This is a genomic window from Vibrio sp. YT-19(2023), from assembly GCF_033337395.1.
Map to the genome: position 1 here is coordinate 59,148 of NZ_JAWOQN010000003.1, position 16,461 is coordinate 75,608.

26 protein-coding genes are annotated in these 16,461 nt (G+C 46.4%); 22 read left to right on the forward strand and 4 right to left on the reverse strand.

Annotated elements, in window-relative coordinates; genetic code table 11:
- Nucleotides 1–146 precede the first annotated feature (146 nt).
- From R7E78_RS03400 to R7E78_RS03505, 22 genes are all read left to right on the forward strand, one after another.
- Nucleotides 147–338: a hypothetical protein gene (locus R7E78_RS03400; protein WP_005455288.1), complete on the forward strand. Its 192-nt coding sequence runs from the start codon at nucleotides 147–149 to the stop codon at nucleotides 336–338.
- Nucleotides 335–631 carry a hypothetical protein gene (locus R7E78_RS03405; RefSeq protein ID WP_017634764.1) on the forward strand — a complete coding sequence of 99 codons (297 nt, stop codon included), beginning with the start codon at nucleotides 335–337 and terminating at the stop codon, nucleotides 629–631. Before R7E78_RS03400 ends, R7E78_RS03405 begins: the two co-directional genes overlap by 4 nt.
- A 12-nt stretch (nucleotides 632–643) precedes the next feature.
- Nucleotides 644–2,461, forward strand: a complete 1,818-nt coding sequence (locus tag R7E78_RS03410) for a replication endonuclease (protein ID WP_318057641.1) — start codon at nucleotides 644–646, stop codon at nucleotides 2,459–2,461.
- A gap of 17 nt (nucleotides 2,462–2,478) precedes the next feature.
- Nucleotides 2,479–2,673: a hypothetical protein gene (locus tag R7E78_RS03415; protein WP_206946921.1), complete on the forward strand. Its 195-nt coding sequence runs from the start codon at nucleotides 2,479–2,481 to the stop codon at nucleotides 2,671–2,673.
- A 3-nt stretch (nucleotides 2,674–2,676) separates the two neighbouring features.
- Entirely contained in the window at nucleotides 2,677–2,988 is a 312-nt protein-coding gene (locus tag R7E78_RS03420; RefSeq protein WP_005457413.1) for a hypothetical protein, read from the forward strand.
- Nucleotides 2,981–3,526 (forward strand): hypothetical protein, encoded by a 546-nt coding sequence (locus R7E78_RS03425; protein WP_318057642.1) that lies wholly within the window; start codon nucleotides 2,981–2,983, stop codon nucleotides 3,524–3,526. Before R7E78_RS03420 ends, R7E78_RS03425 begins: the two co-directional genes overlap by 8 nt.
- Nucleotides 3,516–3,971 (forward strand): hypothetical protein, encoded by a 456-nt coding sequence (locus R7E78_RS03430; protein WP_017634759.1) that lies wholly within the window; start codon nucleotides 3,516–3,518, stop codon nucleotides 3,969–3,971. Before R7E78_RS03425 ends, R7E78_RS03430 begins: the two co-directional genes overlap by 11 nt.
- The gene (locus R7E78_RS03435) at nucleotides 3,943–4,701 is read left to right on the forward strand and encodes a hypothetical protein (protein WP_104980680.1); all 759 of its coding nucleotides are present in this window, start codon (nucleotides 3,943–3,945) and stop codon (nucleotides 4,699–4,701) included. The genes R7E78_RS03430 and R7E78_RS03435 overlap by 29 nt, the downstream gene beginning before the upstream one ends.
- Before the next feature lie 123 nt (nucleotides 4,702–4,824).
- The gene (locus R7E78_RS03440; RefSeq protein WP_005457441.1) at nucleotides 4,825–4,953 is read left to right on the forward strand and encodes a hypothetical protein; all 129 of its coding nucleotides are present in this window, start codon (nucleotides 4,825–4,827) and stop codon (nucleotides 4,951–4,953) included.
- Nucleotides 4,953–5,780, forward strand: a complete 828-nt coding sequence (locus R7E78_RS03445; RefSeq protein ID WP_172605901.1) for a major capsid protein P2 — start codon at nucleotides 4,953–4,955, stop codon at nucleotides 5,778–5,780. Before R7E78_RS03440 ends, R7E78_RS03445 begins: the two co-directional genes overlap by 1 nt.
- A 9-nt stretch (nucleotides 5,781–5,789) precedes the next feature.
- Complete coding sequence (locus R7E78_RS03450; RefSeq protein ID WP_005457431.1) at nucleotides 5,790–6,098, forward strand: hypothetical protein; 309 nt, start codon at nucleotides 5,790–5,792, stop codon at nucleotides 6,096–6,098.
- A complete protein-coding gene (locus tag R7E78_RS03455; protein WP_017636141.1) occupies nucleotides 6,098–6,241 on the forward strand; it encodes a hypothetical protein in 144 nt (47 codons plus the stop codon). The genes R7E78_RS03450 and R7E78_RS03455 overlap by 1 nt, the downstream gene beginning before the upstream one ends.
- Complete coding sequence (locus R7E78_RS03460) at nucleotides 6,238–6,435, forward strand: hypothetical protein (protein WP_005457419.1); 198 nt, start codon at nucleotides 6,238–6,240, stop codon at nucleotides 6,433–6,435. Before R7E78_RS03455 ends, R7E78_RS03460 begins: the two co-directional genes overlap by 4 nt.
- Nucleotides 6,420–6,806, forward strand: coding sequence for a hypothetical protein (locus R7E78_RS03465; RefSeq protein ID WP_031380915.1), 387 nt, complete (start codon nucleotides 6,420–6,422; stop codon nucleotides 6,804–6,806). The genes R7E78_RS03460 and R7E78_RS03465 overlap by 16 nt, the downstream gene beginning before the upstream one ends.
- Nucleotides 6,807–7,334, forward strand: a complete 528-nt coding sequence (locus R7E78_RS03470; RefSeq protein WP_258457471.1) for a chemotaxis protein — start codon at nucleotides 6,807–6,809, stop codon at nucleotides 7,332–7,334.
- Complete coding sequence (locus tag R7E78_RS03475; protein WP_318057643.1) at nucleotides 7,331–8,095, forward strand: hypothetical protein; 765 nt, start codon at nucleotides 7,331–7,333, stop codon at nucleotides 8,093–8,095. The genes R7E78_RS03470 and R7E78_RS03475 overlap by 4 nt, the downstream gene beginning before the upstream one ends.
- A gap of 2 nt (nucleotides 8,096–8,097) precedes the next feature.
- Complete coding sequence (locus R7E78_RS03480) at nucleotides 8,098–8,568, forward strand: structural protein (protein WP_046876230.1); 471 nt, start codon at nucleotides 8,098–8,100, stop codon at nucleotides 8,566–8,568.
- A gap of 13 nt (nucleotides 8,569–8,581) precedes the next feature.
- Nucleotides 8,582–8,809 (forward strand): hypothetical protein, encoded by a 228-nt coding sequence (locus R7E78_RS03485; protein ID WP_017636136.1) that lies wholly within the window; start codon nucleotides 8,582–8,584, stop codon nucleotides 8,807–8,809.
- The gene (locus R7E78_RS03490) at nucleotides 8,790–8,969 is read left to right on the forward strand and encodes a hypothetical protein (protein WP_017636135.1); all 180 of its coding nucleotides are present in this window, start codon (nucleotides 8,790–8,792) and stop codon (nucleotides 8,967–8,969) included. Before R7E78_RS03485 ends, R7E78_RS03490 begins: the two co-directional genes overlap by 20 nt.
- Before the next feature lie 12 nt (nucleotides 8,970–8,981).
- Complete coding sequence (locus tag R7E78_RS03495; RefSeq protein WP_017636229.1) at nucleotides 8,982–10,046, forward strand: hypothetical protein; 1,065 nt, start codon at nucleotides 8,982–8,984, stop codon at nucleotides 10,044–10,046.
- 145 nt (nucleotides 10,047–10,191) lie between these two features.
- The gene (locus R7E78_RS03500; protein WP_237306571.1) at nucleotides 10,192–11,286 is read left to right on the forward strand and encodes a ParA family protein; all 1,095 of its coding nucleotides are present in this window, start codon (nucleotides 10,192–10,194) and stop codon (nucleotides 11,284–11,286) included.
- A gap of 16 nt (nucleotides 11,287–11,302) precedes the next feature.
- Nucleotides 11,303–11,986: a RelA/SpoT domain-containing protein gene (locus R7E78_RS03505; protein WP_237306570.1), complete on the forward strand. Its 684-nt coding sequence runs from the start codon at nucleotides 11,303–11,305 to the stop codon at nucleotides 11,984–11,986.
- A 1-nt stretch (nucleotide 11,987) separates the two neighbouring features.
- Here R7E78_RS03505 and R7E78_RS03510 read toward each other — a convergent pair whose 3' ends face one another.
- The 4 genes from R7E78_RS03510 to R7E78_RS03525 all read right to left on the reverse strand — a co-directional run bounded on the left by R7E78_RS03510 (nucleotide 11,988) and on the right by R7E78_RS03525 (nucleotide 16,226).
- Nucleotides 11,988–12,416, reverse strand: a complete 429-nt coding sequence (locus R7E78_RS03510) for a phage protein (protein WP_237306569.1) — start codon at nucleotides 12,414–12,416, stop codon at nucleotides 11,988–11,990.
- Nucleotides 12,417–12,863: 447 nt separating this feature from the next.
- The gene (locus R7E78_RS03515; protein WP_005377471.1) at nucleotides 12,864–14,585 is read right to left on the reverse strand and encodes an ATP-binding protein; all 1,722 of its coding nucleotides are present in this window, start codon (nucleotides 14,583–14,585) and stop codon (nucleotides 12,864–12,866) included.
- Nucleotides 14,575–15,756: an FIST signal transduction protein gene (locus tag R7E78_RS03520; protein ID WP_318057644.1), complete on the reverse strand. Its 1,182-nt coding sequence runs from the start codon at nucleotides 15,754–15,756 to the stop codon at nucleotides 14,575–14,577. Before R7E78_RS03520 ends, R7E78_RS03515 begins: the two co-directional genes overlap by 11 nt.
- Nucleotides 15,757–15,869: 113 nt before the next feature.
- Nucleotides 15,870–16,226 (reverse strand): hypothetical protein, encoded by a 357-nt coding sequence (locus R7E78_RS03525; protein WP_238951925.1) that lies wholly within the window; start codon nucleotides 16,224–16,226, stop codon nucleotides 15,870–15,872.
- Nucleotides 16,227–16,461 lie beyond the last annotated feature (235 nt).

The following is a 16,461-nucleotide window of genomic DNA, read 5'->3' on the forward strand; positions in this document are numbered from 1 at the left end:
TAGTAACTGTTTAAAAAAGAAACAAGATTGTTAAATTGTAGAGCATCTTACGTGCTATTTCAGTAGTTTAACTCGTTTGTACGTTTAAAATAATTCGTTTACGGTTGCCATGTTCAAAAAAGAGACAGCTTGCGGAGGCTATGAACATGGAACGTATAATCTCAAACCCAATTCACTTACCTTGCCCTGATATGGCAGGGTGTGCAAATCCAGACCCAATTAAAACGGCTAAATCACTGCGTAAAATCGCAGAATTACGCGAGAAGTTCGCCGAGCAATTCCCTAAGAAGAAACAGACCTACATTCCTACACGTTTTCGTCAGGGGGTTGTAGCATGAATCTTAGTATCTGGAAATCGCGCCGCAATCAGCGCCAACTTGTTGCATCACAAGACAACGGAACTCATATCTACTTCGATAGTTTTGAGCTTGAAGCTGTTGAAGCCTCGCTTTGGCTCTACCAAGGAATGACGCTTGTCGCTTGCATCAAAGCACAAAACGACACCTTGGCCGATATTACGACTACCGCTCACCGTATGGCGACACTTGGCGCGCAAAATAACGGCCAACCACTACACGAAATCCGCAAGCAAGATGAAGCGCCCCAAGTGGGCGCGGATTCTTCCCTTTAATTAGGGGGATGCATGGACTTCGACACCAAAGCCATAGGAATCAAGATGGCGGGCAAGACGTTCGCCAATGATGCCATTCATCAAAGTGCCTTTTCACGCCGATTTTTCCCACGCTTACCCGCGATAGTTCGCAACGATGTGCGCCGTAAAGTTGAGGCGCGCACACAGCGCCAAAACGCCACACGTGAAAACGTGATTAAAACCGCCAAAGACGCGGTGAAATTTGGCTTGAAGTGCGCTCACCATATCGAGAATCGTTACTCGTTTGTTGACAGTCGAAAGGGCGCGCATAGCGAGCCATTGACGCACAATATTTTGATGCGTGACGACGCGCTGACTAAGTTCGCGGAGAAGCACGCCGACCAATGCGCCGAGATTTTATCAAGCCTAAATGCCGAAGGTTACGCCTCTTTTGTTGAGGCGTTAGCCGCGGTTTATTCTGAGCAAAAAGCATTACTTAAGACAATCCACATCAAGCCGCCTTACGTGAATTTCAAAGTGAAAGACGTTGAAGTGTTAGAGCAAATGCTAACGGCTGCGGTACTCAAAATGCAGTCTGAAAAGTGGGTTGAACGTCGTTTGCTGCGTCTGCGTGGTGACTACATCGAGTACGCCCAAATCACCATGAGCCGTGTGGGTGACAAAGGCCATCAAAGCAAATACGTTTCAGAGATTTCCTTTAGTAACTGGAAGCGCAAACAACGTGAATCAGAGAAATACATGAAGTCGATGAGCGTGTACAACGAGGAAACAGGCGAGCACTTTCCATTAGAGGAAGTGGCAAAGCGTACCATTGCTAACCCTGAGAACCGCCGTATTGAAATGATGGTTCGTTCACGAGGCTTTGAAGAACTGGCCGACGAACTGGAATACACCGCGCTTTTTATTACGTGGACACTGCCGAGCCGTTATCACCGCAATTCACCGAAGTGGGACGGCTCAAGCGTCAAAGATGGACACGCCGAATTAATGCGCCAATGGTCACTTGCTCGCGCTAAGTTGGCCAAGTTAGAGATTGAATACTTTGGTTTTCGTGTGGCCGAACCACACAAAGACGCAACCAGTCACGCGCACTATTTCTTGTTTTGCTCTCACAAAGACAAAGCCAACATCATTCGTATTCTCCGCGGTGAGGCGATTGCGCCAGACCGTGAGGAATTAGGCGACGACATCACGCCACGCTTTGACGTAAAAGAAGCCGACCCAAGCAAGGGCGGCGCAACGGCGTATATTGCCAAGTACGTCTCGAAGAACATCAACGGTAAACACATGCCAGACACCGAAGCCGAAGAAAGTGCATTTAAAGTGCGCGCTTGGGCGTCCGTGCATCGTATTCGCCAGTTTCAGCAATTTGGTGGTGAGCCTGTGTCTTTGTGGCGCAGTTTACGCCGTGCGACAGCCGAACAAACCCAAAAAGATGATCAGCTAGAAGAACTGAGACAAGCGGCAGACTCATCCAAATGGGCGCTGTTTTGTCAGTTAGCTAAGGGCGCGAAGTTGGCTTACAAAGAAAACAAAAACGACTACGGCGAGCCAATCAAAAAAATCATTGGTTTTGAGTGGTGCGGTCAAGTCATCGAAACCGCTAGCGAGTGCTATTCGCTCGTTCAAACGAAAGACGTAAAGCGTCTTTTAAAAAGTCGCGGAGCGACGTCTTGGAGCACTGAAAATAACTGTAACTCCCCACTCATTACAGAGTTGAAGAAGCTCACCGGATGGAGCTTTGAGGGAGTGAAATGCCTATTAGAGCCGTTGGCGAATGGGGCGACGGTTTCCATCGACCAATATTGTTCAATCAAATTACAAAACAACACATTACGACTGATTTAACCCGTTTGGGATATTGCTTGCGACAACGATTTCAGCAACTAGGTAAGGACAACCCAATGAGCACCATCGACAAAATCACCCAAGAAATGGAAGCCGAAGTGAAGCGCGCTAAAGGCGGCGTGTTTTGGCGTCTATTGCTGGTCTGGATGAAAGAAGTCAACAAACAGATTCAGAAAAAACCGAACACCGATGAAGAACTAGCCGAGGCTTAAACAATGGAAATGCTATCTCTTAAAGAATGTCAGCAAGCAATGGCCGCGCTCGATGCGGCCGACAAACTCAACGCCAGTGTCGAAAAGGAGTTGAGCCAGTTCAAAAACATGGACACCAACGCGATTATCAAACGTGCAAGCAAGATGCTCATGACGGGTAACTTTTCGCTTGAAGCGTTTGGTTTGAATCCGACGCTGTTCGACCAAATCGAGCAGCTTACCAAGCTCAACAACAAAGTGCGTGAAAAGTATCGCGGTTGTGTCAAAGGCAATATGCAGCAATTGGAAACAGTCGAGGCGGCCGCCGATGAGTAAACATCCCAACCCAATTCGCGGGCACGTATCGTGCCCCGTTTGTAGCTCGGCTTCTACCGTGCATCGTGTCGGTGAGGGCAAGCTGATTGCCGAGGGCGAGCCAACTAAAAACGGGCGCAATTTAGGACTGCTGTATTACAAGTGTCCGAGCTGTGGCAACAGCCCAATGAGCAAGAGCATTAACGCGTTTGTAGAAACCAACATGGTTGACTCGGTTGAACAGCTAGATTTGAGTGACGCCGTCACAATTGAGACTGAATTGCCAACGGTTGAACCAGTGCCCGACATCGTTACAAGCACTGATATGCCTAGCATTGCGGCTGCTGAACCAGTGGAAGCGCCAAGCGTTGAAACCGAGCAAGTAACCGAACCGGAACCCGCACCAACGCCCGTTAAAAAGCCGCCGTTTCCGGTTAAAAAAGTCTTAGCGGGGATAGCCTTTGTCGCTTTGCTGATTTGGGCGATTCGTCAACTGATGCCAACCAAGAAATCAACCGAACCAGATACCGAACAAGGAGAGCCAGTCAATGCAGGATGAAATGGAAAACCAACCAGAGTTAGATGATTGGGGCGACTTTTCCGCGGTTATCAGTGGACTGGAGCAAACCGAAGTCAGCGAGTTAACCGACTTACCAACCGAAGCGGCCAACGACGACAACCACCAACCCGCGGGTGAAATGTTCGAGGGCGCATTGTCGGTACTGTTCACCATTGCCGAACAAGCGACGTCGATTATTTCCGGTGTCGATTTTGAGTTTGATGAAAAAGGCAAAGCGGCGGTGATTGATGCCGCGTTACCTGTCTTGGAAAAACACAGTGATAGTGTGTCGTCGCTGTTTGGTGACTACATGCAAGAGGCCGTGCTCGGTTTGGCGGTGTTGTCGCTGGTCTACAGTGCCAAGAAAACCATGGCATACCAAAAAGAGCTATTAGCCATCGAGGAGGAAAAACAGCGTGAGCAAAAAGAAAAAGACGCCGCTTAAATTCCCCAATCCGGTCAACTCCAATCCGTCACACGATGCCGAGCATGTCATCTATGTGGCGGGCACGGGCGGGGGTAAAACCTCCGCCGTTAAGCACTTGGGGTTAGTGCCAAAAGCCGCGCAAGCGGTTTTTTTTGACCCTTACCGCAACTACGCGGGGGCGAAATTCCGCGGCCAACAATGTCTTGAAACCAGTTCTCGCGTGGCGTTCGTCAAAGCCTTGGTGATGGCACGTAAACGCGGCAAGTCGTTCAAGTTGGCGTATATCCCCAAAGATGGCGCGTGTAGTGAGGAACTCGAATTTTTCAGCGCGGCAGTGTGGGCAGTCGGTAATGGCGACGCCAAACAACTGCATGTGATCATCGAAGAGTTAGCAAGCTGCGTGGAAACGTCCGGCAAACTCAAAGGCAAAGCGGGCGAATTATGGCGCGGTGGGCGTCAATATGGGCTTGTGCTGCATTCGATTTTCCAACGCGGGCAAGAAGTGCCCAAGACCGTGACCGAGCAATCACCTGTATGGTGGATTGGTGCGGTGAACTCGATGGCCGATGCACGATGGCTCGCGGATAAAAAAGGCTTGTGCGTCGATACTTTGGCGGGCTTGAAGTCAGCCAAAAACAACAAAGCCGCAATTGGCAAACCGATTGCTGAATATATGCTCGTTCGTGACGGTATCGGCAACGTGGAAAAGTCCTCATTTAACTGTCTGACGGGCACCATTCACCGTTAATTTCAACGCTCATTCAACCTATAGGTTAACCACTTAACCTATAGGTTGCTCTCACTTCCAAGCCTGTCCGTTTCCCTGTTTCATGAAATCACTTTTTAACCGTTTACAACCGAAAGGGACAACATGAAACAGCAACACAAAAACCTACTGATGGCGCTGATTATCACGTTAATCGTGATTGCCGCTATCAACAACATCAGCGTGCTCAATCCAGTGCGTGAAACTCTTAACGGCGAAAATGGGTGGTTCTAATGGAAGCACTAAAACAACCTTTTAACCCGCGTCCACGTGAGCTTGACCCTGTTGAGGGCGTGAACTGGGGCAACCAAGCCACACTGCGCTTGGTATCGGGTCCAACCTACCAAAACATTGAACTGGTGACGGACATTCTCGATGCGGCAGACATTGAGCGCATCACAGTGAAAGTGAACGGCCGTGAAATCGTCAACGTCACGGGTCAAGACCTGTTCGACTTGCAAGAGCACAAGAAAGAATACGTGCAAGCGGGTCGCTACGTGTTGAACTTCTCGGATTTGTCGATGCGCACCAAACTGGGTATCCGTACAGGTGAGCTAGTCACGCTGCAAGGCGAAATCTGGTTCATGTACATCCAACTAAAAGCCAAAGCGGGTGCCGCGGCACCAATGATTCGCGCTCGTGCTCATACCACGGCAGCGCAAAGCCAACGCATTTACATGCCGCGCATCTATTCCCAAACGTGGTACGCCGCATCAAGTGGTCGCACGCCGTTTGACTTTGCCGAGCGTAGCGCGGCGCTGTCTATCAAGCGTTTACACCTCAAAGACGACACGATTGAACGCGTTCGCGTCCTGCGTGATGAACGTGAAGAGCTCAACGTAAACAAGACCGATAACGCCTACGACTTAGCCGCGGCGGGTCGTGAGCAGAATGCGGGCTTCTTCTCGATGGACTTCACGCGTTGCGGGTTTGGTAGCGAAGCGCGTTTGCCAACGGCGGCCATGAAACAACTGGCGTTTGAAGTGGAAAAAACGGCACCGGGTAGCATTCCGGTGCTGATTGAAGCCATCGAACAAGTGGCGGTGCCTACCGCGCAGTAAGGGGGCGTTATGGCGCAAGAGCAAAGCATGTGGGGGTCTATTTGGGACGGCGTTTTAGAAACGGGCGGCGAACTGATGACCGACGTCACCGACTTGGGCAAAGACTGGCTTGGCGTGAAGATTGAAAACGAAGCCGACCGCGTCCAGTCGAGCAACCCAGATGAACAGCGAAAGCACAATAACGACTACCAACAACCCACGGGTGAGCCTGTGTACACCTCCGCCTTTGCGGGGGTGACCACCACACACCTGATGATGGGAATGCTGTTCGTATTGTTGTTATTGGCGATGTTCTACGTCGCTAAGGGGAAGAAGTAATGCCGTTTATTCCATACCTGATTGCAGGTGCGGTGGGCGTATGGGCGGGCATCAAAGTCTCGGGCGGTTTTGACCGCATCGGATGGGTGCTCGGTCTGCTTCTGGTGTGTTATGTCCTGTACAAGAAAGGATTCAAATTATGATTGGTGGGCTTTTAGGCAATTCCGGCTCGATGCCAATTAGCGCCAACGGTGGTCCCGCGGTCAGCGGTGCCGATGGCGAATCAAGTGGCAGCCTATCGGTAGGCAATATCAATATGGGCGGGGGCAATTCCACCACGTTGATGATTCTTGTAGTGATTGTGATTGCGGCGGTGTTGCTATGGAAAAAGAAGTAATTGAAGTCGTGACGCAATCGAAACGTGCGCTTGGTGAACTCAAGCCCGCGTTTCGCGCTTGCCCTGATGCGTATGTCGAGCTGTGCAAAGCGGTCAAGGATGGCCGCGTGAGTCTGTATCGCCTAATCAGCAATGAAAATGATCTCATCATTGCGGGTGAGCGAGACGGGGATAACTACTTTTTGTGGGGCGTCGCGGGTCGTGGTCTGCGTTCGGGCATCAAACAACTGGTTAATGTCGTTAAAGCGGCGGGGATGCAATCGCTATCTGCGGATACGGCGTTTCAAGGTGTGGCGCGTTTAGTGCGTTCAATTGGTGTGACCGCCAAGCAAGACGGTGACTTTATTCGTTTGGATTTGGGAGTGCAGTAGATGGGTAGTTCTAAATCAAAATCGAGTAATACCAGTAACACCACTAACGTCAGCGGCCAGAATGCCATCAGTGGCGATAACCTCGGTGTGGCGATTTCGGGTGTGAACAACTCGACCATCAACACCACCATGACCGACCACGGCGCAGTGAATGCCGCCATGGAGCTTGGCGAAAAGGCGTTTGACGAAGCCTTTGCGTTTGGCGGCGAAATGCTCAACAGCAATGAGCGTATTTCGCTTGAAGCGATGGACACCACGCACGACATTGCCGAAACCGCCATTGATGAAGTGGCCGATTTTGCGGGCGATTCCTTGGCAACGTACGCCTCAACCAACAGTGAAAACCTCAATATGTTGGCGGGACTGGCGGGCAATCAAGCGGCGCAGAACTCGAAGAACCTGCAAGCCATGATGGACTTGGCGAAATTCAAACAGGACGGCGGGCAAGTCGAAACAAGCAAGATGATGGTCGTTCTCGCGATTGTGCTTGTGTTGGTGCTTGGCTACGTAATGGTGAAAAAACGATGAACACGCAACTATTAGCGGGTCAAGCCATCCCGCTGACGCCTGATGGCAATTGGCTGTATCTGAAATCGGCGCAAGCTGAGATTGAAGTCTATCGCGAATCGTCCGGTGAGCGCGTCACGCTTGGTAAATCGTCGGTGTTTAACGTGGGCGAGGGTAAACACCTTGGGCGTTTGCTTATCTCAAGCCGCACCGATAACCAGATTGAAATCCAGTTTGGTTTTGGGATGTTCACGCCGCCCGTTGAGGGGCAAAGCGTGGTGGTGCAAGCACTGCCGAATGTGGTGATTGAGCGCATGCCAGGGGTGACGGTGGAACACTTACCCGCGGTAGAAATCGCGCCCAATCAACAACTGGCGGTGAATCAACTGCCTGCTGTGAAAATCGCAGCGAATCAACAGCTCGGCGTCACGACGTTACCGCCTGTTGAGTTCAAAGCGCCGCAACCCGTGACGGTTCAATCGTTGCCATCGGTGGAAGTGTCTGCATTACCTTCGGTCACGCTCGAAGCTGCGCAAGTGGTCAAAGTGGATGCGCAAGTCAGTCGCAACCTCATCACCGAAGCGGTGAGCGTGTTCCCGCACAACATTGCGCAAAACGCCACGCGTAAAGCCATCACGATTAAGGCGGCGAAAGCCAATACCGCCTCGGTGTTCATTGATGCGTTTGAACTGGAAGCGGGCGAGCGCATCACCATTGAAAGCACGGCAGGCATGACCTTAACGGGCGCGGAGGGTGACAGCGTCACACTATTGGAGGTGTAACCATGCCGTTGTTTATCTTAATTATTTTTGTTTTTGGAATTGGAGCGTTCACCATGACGACATCAACCACATCAAGCGTTCGCGGGATTCGCATTAATAACCCGCTTAACATTCGCATTGCACCAAATGCATGGCAAGGCAAGGTGACACCGTCACGAGACAAAGCCTTTGAAACCTTTCAAGCGCCCGAATGGGGCTTTCGTGCGGGCGCCATTTTGTTGCGTAACTATCAGCGCCGCCATGAGCTGCACACTTTAACGGAAATCATTCACCGCTTTGCACCACCAAACGAAAACCACACGGCCAACTATGCACGCTTTGTCGCGGGGCGCGTTGGTGTGGGTATGGATGAGCGCATTGATTTGGTGAACAACAAGCCGCTGTTGGTCGAAGTGCTTCACGCGATGAGCATCATGGAAGTGGGTCGCCACTACAGCAAAAACACGGTGCTGAAAGGCGTCAATCTGGTTTAGGGAGAAACACAACATGTTTGAACGTTCAACATTAAAAGGCTTAACACTGCTTGGCTCGGTTATCGCTGCGGCGACGGGCTACGGCCATTTATTCAGCGTGGAGCTGACTGATACGGGCGTGAATTTTGGCGGCGCGGTTGGCTTAGCCATTCCCGCTGTGATTGGCGCGTATGAGTCGCTGCCGGACAAGTGGAAACCAAGCAAAAAAGTAGGGGGCTTGGATGGAAAACGCCCTTATTAACGCCTTATCGGGTCTGGGGTTTTCGTCCGAGTCGCTGGTCATGTTTGTGCTTATCGGCATGAATCTGAAGTACCAAATCGCCATCAATAAACAGCTTACCCAAGGGCTGCAAGATGTGCGCGAAAGCGTGTTGGTACTCACGGCCAAACAGACAGATTAAAGAGTATTTATCATGACAGATTCAGTTAAACCGCTTCCAACGGGAAGCACGGATAAAAAAGTCGAGCACATTGCCGACTACCTAGAGCGCGCCATGGCAGAAGTGGCGCTTGCTGGCAATGCGCCTGACAACCTATTGCGAAACCCAAGCTTTGCGGAGTATTACAGCGCAACGCTTTCGAATGATATTTTGTACGGCCACGCGGTAGACAAAGCCAAATCTTTTAACTTCATGAAAGGCATTGCAAAACCCATTTGTCCATCGTGGAGCATTGAGGTTCAACACGGCGGCAGTATCAGCTATTGCAAAGTGAAATCCGGCCGATATGGCAAAGCCGACCTGCACCAAAACAAGGATGGTAACGCCGTTATGTTTGGTGGTCTTGGTATGACGGGTAACGGTGCCAATGCGGTGTTGTTCCAAGAGTTTGATACGCCAACGCTGATTGAAGATGGCGAGCAAAACTATTACGCCTATGTGCGCTGTTGTCAGGCTGGTGGCCCGCAAAAGATTCGCTTTGGTATTTGTGATTTGGATGGAGACGGCAACGCAACCAGTATCCGAGCGTCACGCACCATTGAACTTCCGGCGGGTTTGTACGACGTAAAAGAGTTCTGGCTTGAAATCCCAAGTCTGGCTGAAGGTGGCGCGACCATTAACTATCGTAAACGTGCGTTTTTCATCGAAAGCGCCGCGCGGGGTGTGCTGTCCGTGGAAGGTGCAGGGGTGTACTACGGCAAAGCCGGACAAGTGCCAAAACTCAATTACACCAATCAAGGCATCGGAAAAGAGTTCATTATCACCAAGAAGTTCTCAAAAGCAGACCCAACCTTTTTCCTACCTTGTGTTGAGGGCTGTTACCCCATTGATAAACACCTGTCGTTTATCATCATGGGCAACCAAGGCTTTGAGTTTGAATTCCAAGCGCGGGACACCGATTTCAGCTTGGGCGATGATGGCACCGTCACGATGTCGAACATTGGCATGGTGAGCTCAACGGCAAATGCGCAGGTTCGCGGCTTCTTTAGCCAAAACCTATACATGAACTTTTTCGATGTCGCGCCGCCGTTAGTGTAAGCAATGAAAGCCACGGCAAAAACCGAACCTTAACGATAAGGTTCGGTTTGTTCACGTTTTTATATGAAATTAATGGCTATTATGCTGGTTTATGTTGTAAGTTCGATAGTTCATAACTAAATAAAAAGTACTATTCGGAAAGAACATGAAATTAATTTCAGTATTTAACAATAAAGGTGGAGTAGGTAAATCAACTCTTACTTATCATTTGGGTGCAGCTCTCGCTGAAAGGGGGGTGAAAACGCTTCTTGTAGATTTGGACCCACAATCAAACCTAACTCTTTATGGCTTAACAGAAGAGCAGCTAGAAAAGATTTGGATGAGTGAAGATGACTTTATAGAAGATTTTTCAGCAGCTAAGAATTCTATGAGTAGTGATGAGTTCATCGAATTTCAATCTAAATACCATTCAATTCATTACCTATTAAAACCTGTCGAAGATGGTGAGTCAGATGAAAAAACACTTCCACCACCTGTTCCTCTTAATAATAACCTCGGCTTAATACCTGGACGACTAACTCTGCATATGTTTGAAAACAAAATTTCCAAACAATGGAGTGAGGCGTTTCTTGGCGAGCCTCAAGCTCTTCGTACAGTTACGGCAATACGTAAAAAGTGTGAGCAGTACGCAACGGAGCATGGCTATGAAGTTATCTTAATTGATACATCGCCAAGCTTGAGCGCTCTCAATAAAGTAATAATCTCAAATGCAGACGCATTTATGATTCCTTGTGCTCCAGACATGTTTTCTGACTATGGTATCAAAAACATTGGCAATGCGCTAAATGCTTGGAAGCGTGAGTTTGACACAATGTACGGTCTGCTTACTGACTCTAAACGAAGCTATTTTCCGGCTAGCTTTGTACAACTTCTTGGTTACACGGTCTACAACGCGAAAAAGCGTAGTGATGCCTCCAATGAGTTAGGAATTGCACTGGCTCATTATAACTACGCCCAGAAGTTACCGGAGACCATTCAAAAGCACGTGCCAGATGGTTGTTTTGCATTAGGTTTAGAATCGTTTCAGCATTCAATGGGAAACAATGCTGTTATATATGGACATGGAACACTGCCGACCATGGCTCAGAAGTATAGAGTTCCTATGTGGTCGGTGCCAGATCAAGCAGATCTGGGAGGAGACAAACAAACAATCAGTGGTAATAAAGCGAAGTTTTATTCAACAAAAGACAACTATTTGCAATTAGCCGACGATATATTGAATCGTCTAAGCAAACTATAGGTAGAGGTGCTTCATAATGAATCAAGAAGAAAATTTTGAAGGTATTCAAAAAAAACTTGAAGAAAAAATGCACTTCTACGAGCTATTACATGACAAAATTATTTCACTGATTAACAGAGACCCGGTGTTCAAGAAATATGTTCATAGCTATAAGTCACGCTTTAAAGACATAGAACACTTACGCGAAAAAATAGCACGTAAAAACGAAGCTGACTCCCAAAAACCAGAAGAGGAACAAAACGGGCCAATAACTCCTGAAAACGTAACTGAGCGCATTACAGATATCTGTGGCATAAGAATCCTTCACCTGTATCAAAATCAATTTTCTCAGATACATCAACGCCTAATGTCTTTGGTTGAGACTGGTGAACTTGCTTTATATGAAGACCCTAAGGCATATACCTGGGATCCTGAGTTCGAGGCATACTTTAAAGAGCTAGATTTAGAAGCTGAGCTGAAAGAGAGCTTCTATACAAGCGTTCATTATGTTTTTAAACCTAGAGCCGATAGTGATATAACTTGTGAACTACAAGTTAGAACGTTATTTGAAGAAGTATGGGGTGAAATCGACCATACATTCAATTACCCAGTACCTTCGGATAGTATCGTTATACAAGAGCAATTAAAGGTTTTAGCTCGACTAGTAGGTGCAGGCACGCGTCTTTCGGACTCAATTTTCCGCTTGAAAGAGCACAACTAATCTACTTTAACTTAGATTTACTAGGAACCCATTCGGCGGCTTTCATTCGACGGCCGCCACGAAACGGTAAGACGTTTTCCTTAGCAGGATAAACCTTGGGATACTCAAAGTGTCCGTACATTTCCACAAACTGACGATGTTCGTCACGCCAGAATACAAAGCTTTCCAATTCTTTAGGGCTGAACTCACGACCAGATGGCGTGATTAACACCGCACGTTGCTCACAAACCCGAAAACCAGACCAACGGATGTCATTAGGCAAATAGCCAAGTGATTTGATGAGTAGAAGTTTTTCCGCCATTGGATTCACCGGAACGGTGCCATCTAACCAACGAACAACCGTCGGCTTGGTAACGTGAAAAAACTCGGCGCCTTGCTTAAGGGTTTTAAATTCTCGCCAGAATAGAGTGCAGAATGATTCGTGAAACATGACAACGCTCGCAATTTGATGAACAGACTAAAATTATTTTTTTCTTGTTTTTTCGCCTAAACCGAACGCCTCATAATGTGGCGGTAAGGTTGTTGGGCGAGTTTTGTAGATTGCGGGAAACAATCGCCAGTAATAGTACAAACGACTTAAACGTTTAAAACTCACAAAATTAAAATTTACGGCTTGGTTATCAGAGACTTATGAAAGGCTTAATCAAAGAGTTAGACTTTGTTAACAAAACACCCCTTGGTGCGCATTATATGTGTTATGTTAAATTGCGTATTGCTGTACGCTAAATGTTGTCTGAGTATGCTCCTATTCCCCTGCAGATTTTAAATTTAAGGGCCTTACTGTGAGCATTAAACATAATCGTTATTTACCATAAAATACTTAATGTAGATCTTAATAATCTATCGATTGTTAAGATCTATATTAACGCCTTTTTACTTATTGAAATGACTGTATAGCTTCAAAGATATCTTGTCTTCTAACTGGCTTGGAAATGAATCCGTCCATACCGGCATCCAGGCATTTATCTCTATCGCTTTCTAGCGCATGTGCAGTTAACGCTATAATTGGGGTCCTGAGACCTTTATCTCGAATAAGTCTTGTTGCGGTAATTCCATCCATCACTGGCATCGAGACATCCATGAGAATCAAATCGATTAAATCCTCATTCTCTTCTAAAAATGTTAATGCCTCTGCTCCATGGCTTGCGATATGAACATTATGGCCAAGCTTATTTAAGATAAGCTTTATTACGAACTGATTCGACTCGGTATCTTCTACGACGAGAAGTTCCATTGCTTTTGTCGGTTGATTGGTTTCGATTCTAACTGGACGATTTTGATTGCAACGAGTCAAAACTGGAATCGAAATCGTAAAGGTTGAACCAACATGCTCGTCACTTTTAACGGCAATCTTGCCACGCATCATTTCAACTAAATGCTTGGTTATTGCGAGCCCCAGTCCTGTACCACCGAAGCGTCTCGTGATGGAACGGTCTCCTTGATGAAATGCCGTAAACAAGTGCTCTTGCTTTGCTTTAGATATACCAATTCCAGTGTCAGATATTGAGATCACAAGTTCAGCATCTTGCTCAGATACAGAAACTTTTACTTCACCTTCGTCTGTAAACTTTATTGCATTTCCTATTAGATTAAACAGGATTTGAGATAACCGCGTGGAGTCAATCCAAAATTGTTTGTCATTAGTGACAGTACAGTTGAGCTTGAATTTAAGATTTTTCTTCTTAGCGATTTGTTTTTGCTGAGAAATAACAAAAGTGACAGTGTCTCTTAAGTTAATCCATTGTTCATTGAGCTGAAAGCGACCTGACTCGATTTTAGAAAGATCAAGAATGTCACTGATTATCGCGAGAAGTAACTCTGCAGAGCACTCCATTTGGCTCAAAGCATCAATTTGTTCTTCTGACAAGGTTGATTGCTTCAGTATATCTAGCATTCCAAGAACGGAATTTAAAGGGGTTCTTATTTCATGACTCATCATCGCTAAGAACTCCGACTTAGACCGGTTCGCAAGCTCTGCTTCTTCTCTTGCTTTAGCGAGCTGAGTTGTTCTTACTTCAACGATACGTTGTAACTTCTCTTTGGTCTCGATATCAATGACCGCCCTTTCAATTAAGGGACGAAACCGCCTCAAGGTTTCCTTATTCTCTATGCTAAAGTGCCCTTTCTGAGCTCCAATAAGTAGGATTACGGTTTGCGTTACTTCTGAACGTATACCAGTTAAAACGACCGAGTTTACATGGCTTTTTATAAAGCTGTTTAAGTTAACAAACTCAGCGAGTTTATCTGGCTCGAACAGTAGAATGCATTCACCATTGAGAGCTCTTTGATAGGTGTTACCGTGTAACCAGGATACATTATCAAATACGCTATTAGTTGATATCAATGTCTTGAAGGGATATCGTTCACCATCACGAGTCAGTACAATAAAATCATCGAAGTTGATGTACTTTTTGAGGACATTGTTTAATCCCGTAAATATCTCATGCCGATTCTTTGCCTCACTCATCGCAGATATCGCGGAAAGAATGGCCTTGTTTTCATCAGCGAGTAGTCGTTCTCTTTGTCTAGCCTGCTTTAGCTCAACTAACGCTTCTTGAAGCGCTTCCTGTTGATATATGTCTAAGTATTTATCTTTCATAAGGTTTATGGAATATAGCCGATGAAATCATCAGGTTTCCATGTCCATTCTCACCACCAATAAATCTACCTTGCTCGCCGAAAGTAAAAGGGCAAATAAAAGGCAAATGTTCTAGTTCTTGGTTAATTTGTTCACAAACGCTATTCATGTCTTGCATTAAGTGCAACATGGGACCTGCGCAAAAGATATTTATCACTCCAATTTTTCGAGACTCTTCTAATTTTTGGTTAAAAGCGGCATTGACGACTTTTGCAGCGCGCGCAACGAGATGCTCACGACTTCCTTTCATTAATGTGAGCTCGTCACCCTCTTCTATTCGTGTAAACAACTCGATTCCACCATCTGGCGTCTCACGGATCGGATGGGATAACTTGTAATATGGGCGATCATAGAGATGACCTGCGATCCGCCCTAATGGATAAGCACTCGAGTTTGTAAACAGCATATTATCTTTACCTACTTGGTTATCCTGGTGATTTGTCCACCTTCTATAAACATTGAGCGCAGGTTCATTATCAATTTCAAGTAAGCATCTATCGTTGGTCTTGGTTGCAACACCTTTGATATTAGTTGGTGTATGCCCAGCGCTGAAAGCGATATCAACAGGTTGAGAGGAGTAAAAGAGAGTTAAGCTTAAACCTGAAGTTTGAGAGCCTTGGGCGGTTATCACAGACCATTTCCCAGCGATGTTATTATCAGCGGCCGAACCACCAATAATTGGAATTAGAGTTCCAAATCTTTCATCTATATACGCAATGATTGATTCCTCTTGCCCTGGTGTAGCATGAAGTAGAATTAAGTTTGGTACCTCTCCTACACGGTTTGCGTTCTCAAGGGCCATATCCAAAGCCTTGGTGACGCTGTCACCTGAGTTGTGATTAGAAATACCAGTACCATAAGCATGAGGACCTGTATCATAAACAGCAAGTGCCGCAATTACTGGTCCTGTATGAAAGCCCTGATCTGTCATTACGGCTTGACATGAACTGGCGCCATGAAAAGGCACACCAGGAAAATGCGCAAGAAACGCTTCTCGAATCAACTCGAAATTGTATTCTTCCGTGTAGTAACACATCACGTAAGACAAGTTCTGTTGTGTCAATTCGGACCTGAGCGTTTTTATCGCTGAGTCTTCATCTTTAATATGAGTAAAAACTGATTGGCAATGCATACGATTTTATAATTGGATATCACTCTGCTGTTATACCATTCCAACCAATTTTCTCTAGGTAAGAAGGTGTTAATTTCATTAATAAGTTACGATTATCTCGTGATAGATCGTATTTATAATTGAACTACAACAATGTTTTCACCTTTTTTAAAGGTGATTTTTTTCGATTCAGGCATGATGTCCCATTCTACTGACTTATGCTTTTCGTTGAGATTGATAAAATTACCAGATTGATTTAGATCAATTTTTAGAGTGCTACTTTCTGTCGTTTCGAGCGAAATTCCCATTGAGTCACGATTAATCGTGATTATTTCTCCTTCAATTGTTACATCGCATCGTTCTTTTTGTGAACAGTCAACGCTATTAACACTCTCGTGTGTAAAGGTACGCCAGAAAAATGCGCCTATTAAAACACCGAGCATGATTAAGATTTGTGCAAGTCGCGCCTTTGTTAACTTTTGTGCAGGCATAATTACTAATATCCTTGTTACAAACTTCAAACTTTTTAAATAAAAAATGATTTCCAGAGGTCCAGTAAGGTTACTACCCTGTCATTGAATTGTTAATTCAAGTATAGTGTCACGCTGAAAATGCCACTTTTTATTAAAGTCAGCAATGGAAATAAGGTGATGATAACACTTGAATTCTAGAGTTTACTTGGGTGGTGTTACGACGCAAGTCGTGTTGGAAGTAAAAGTGTAGTTA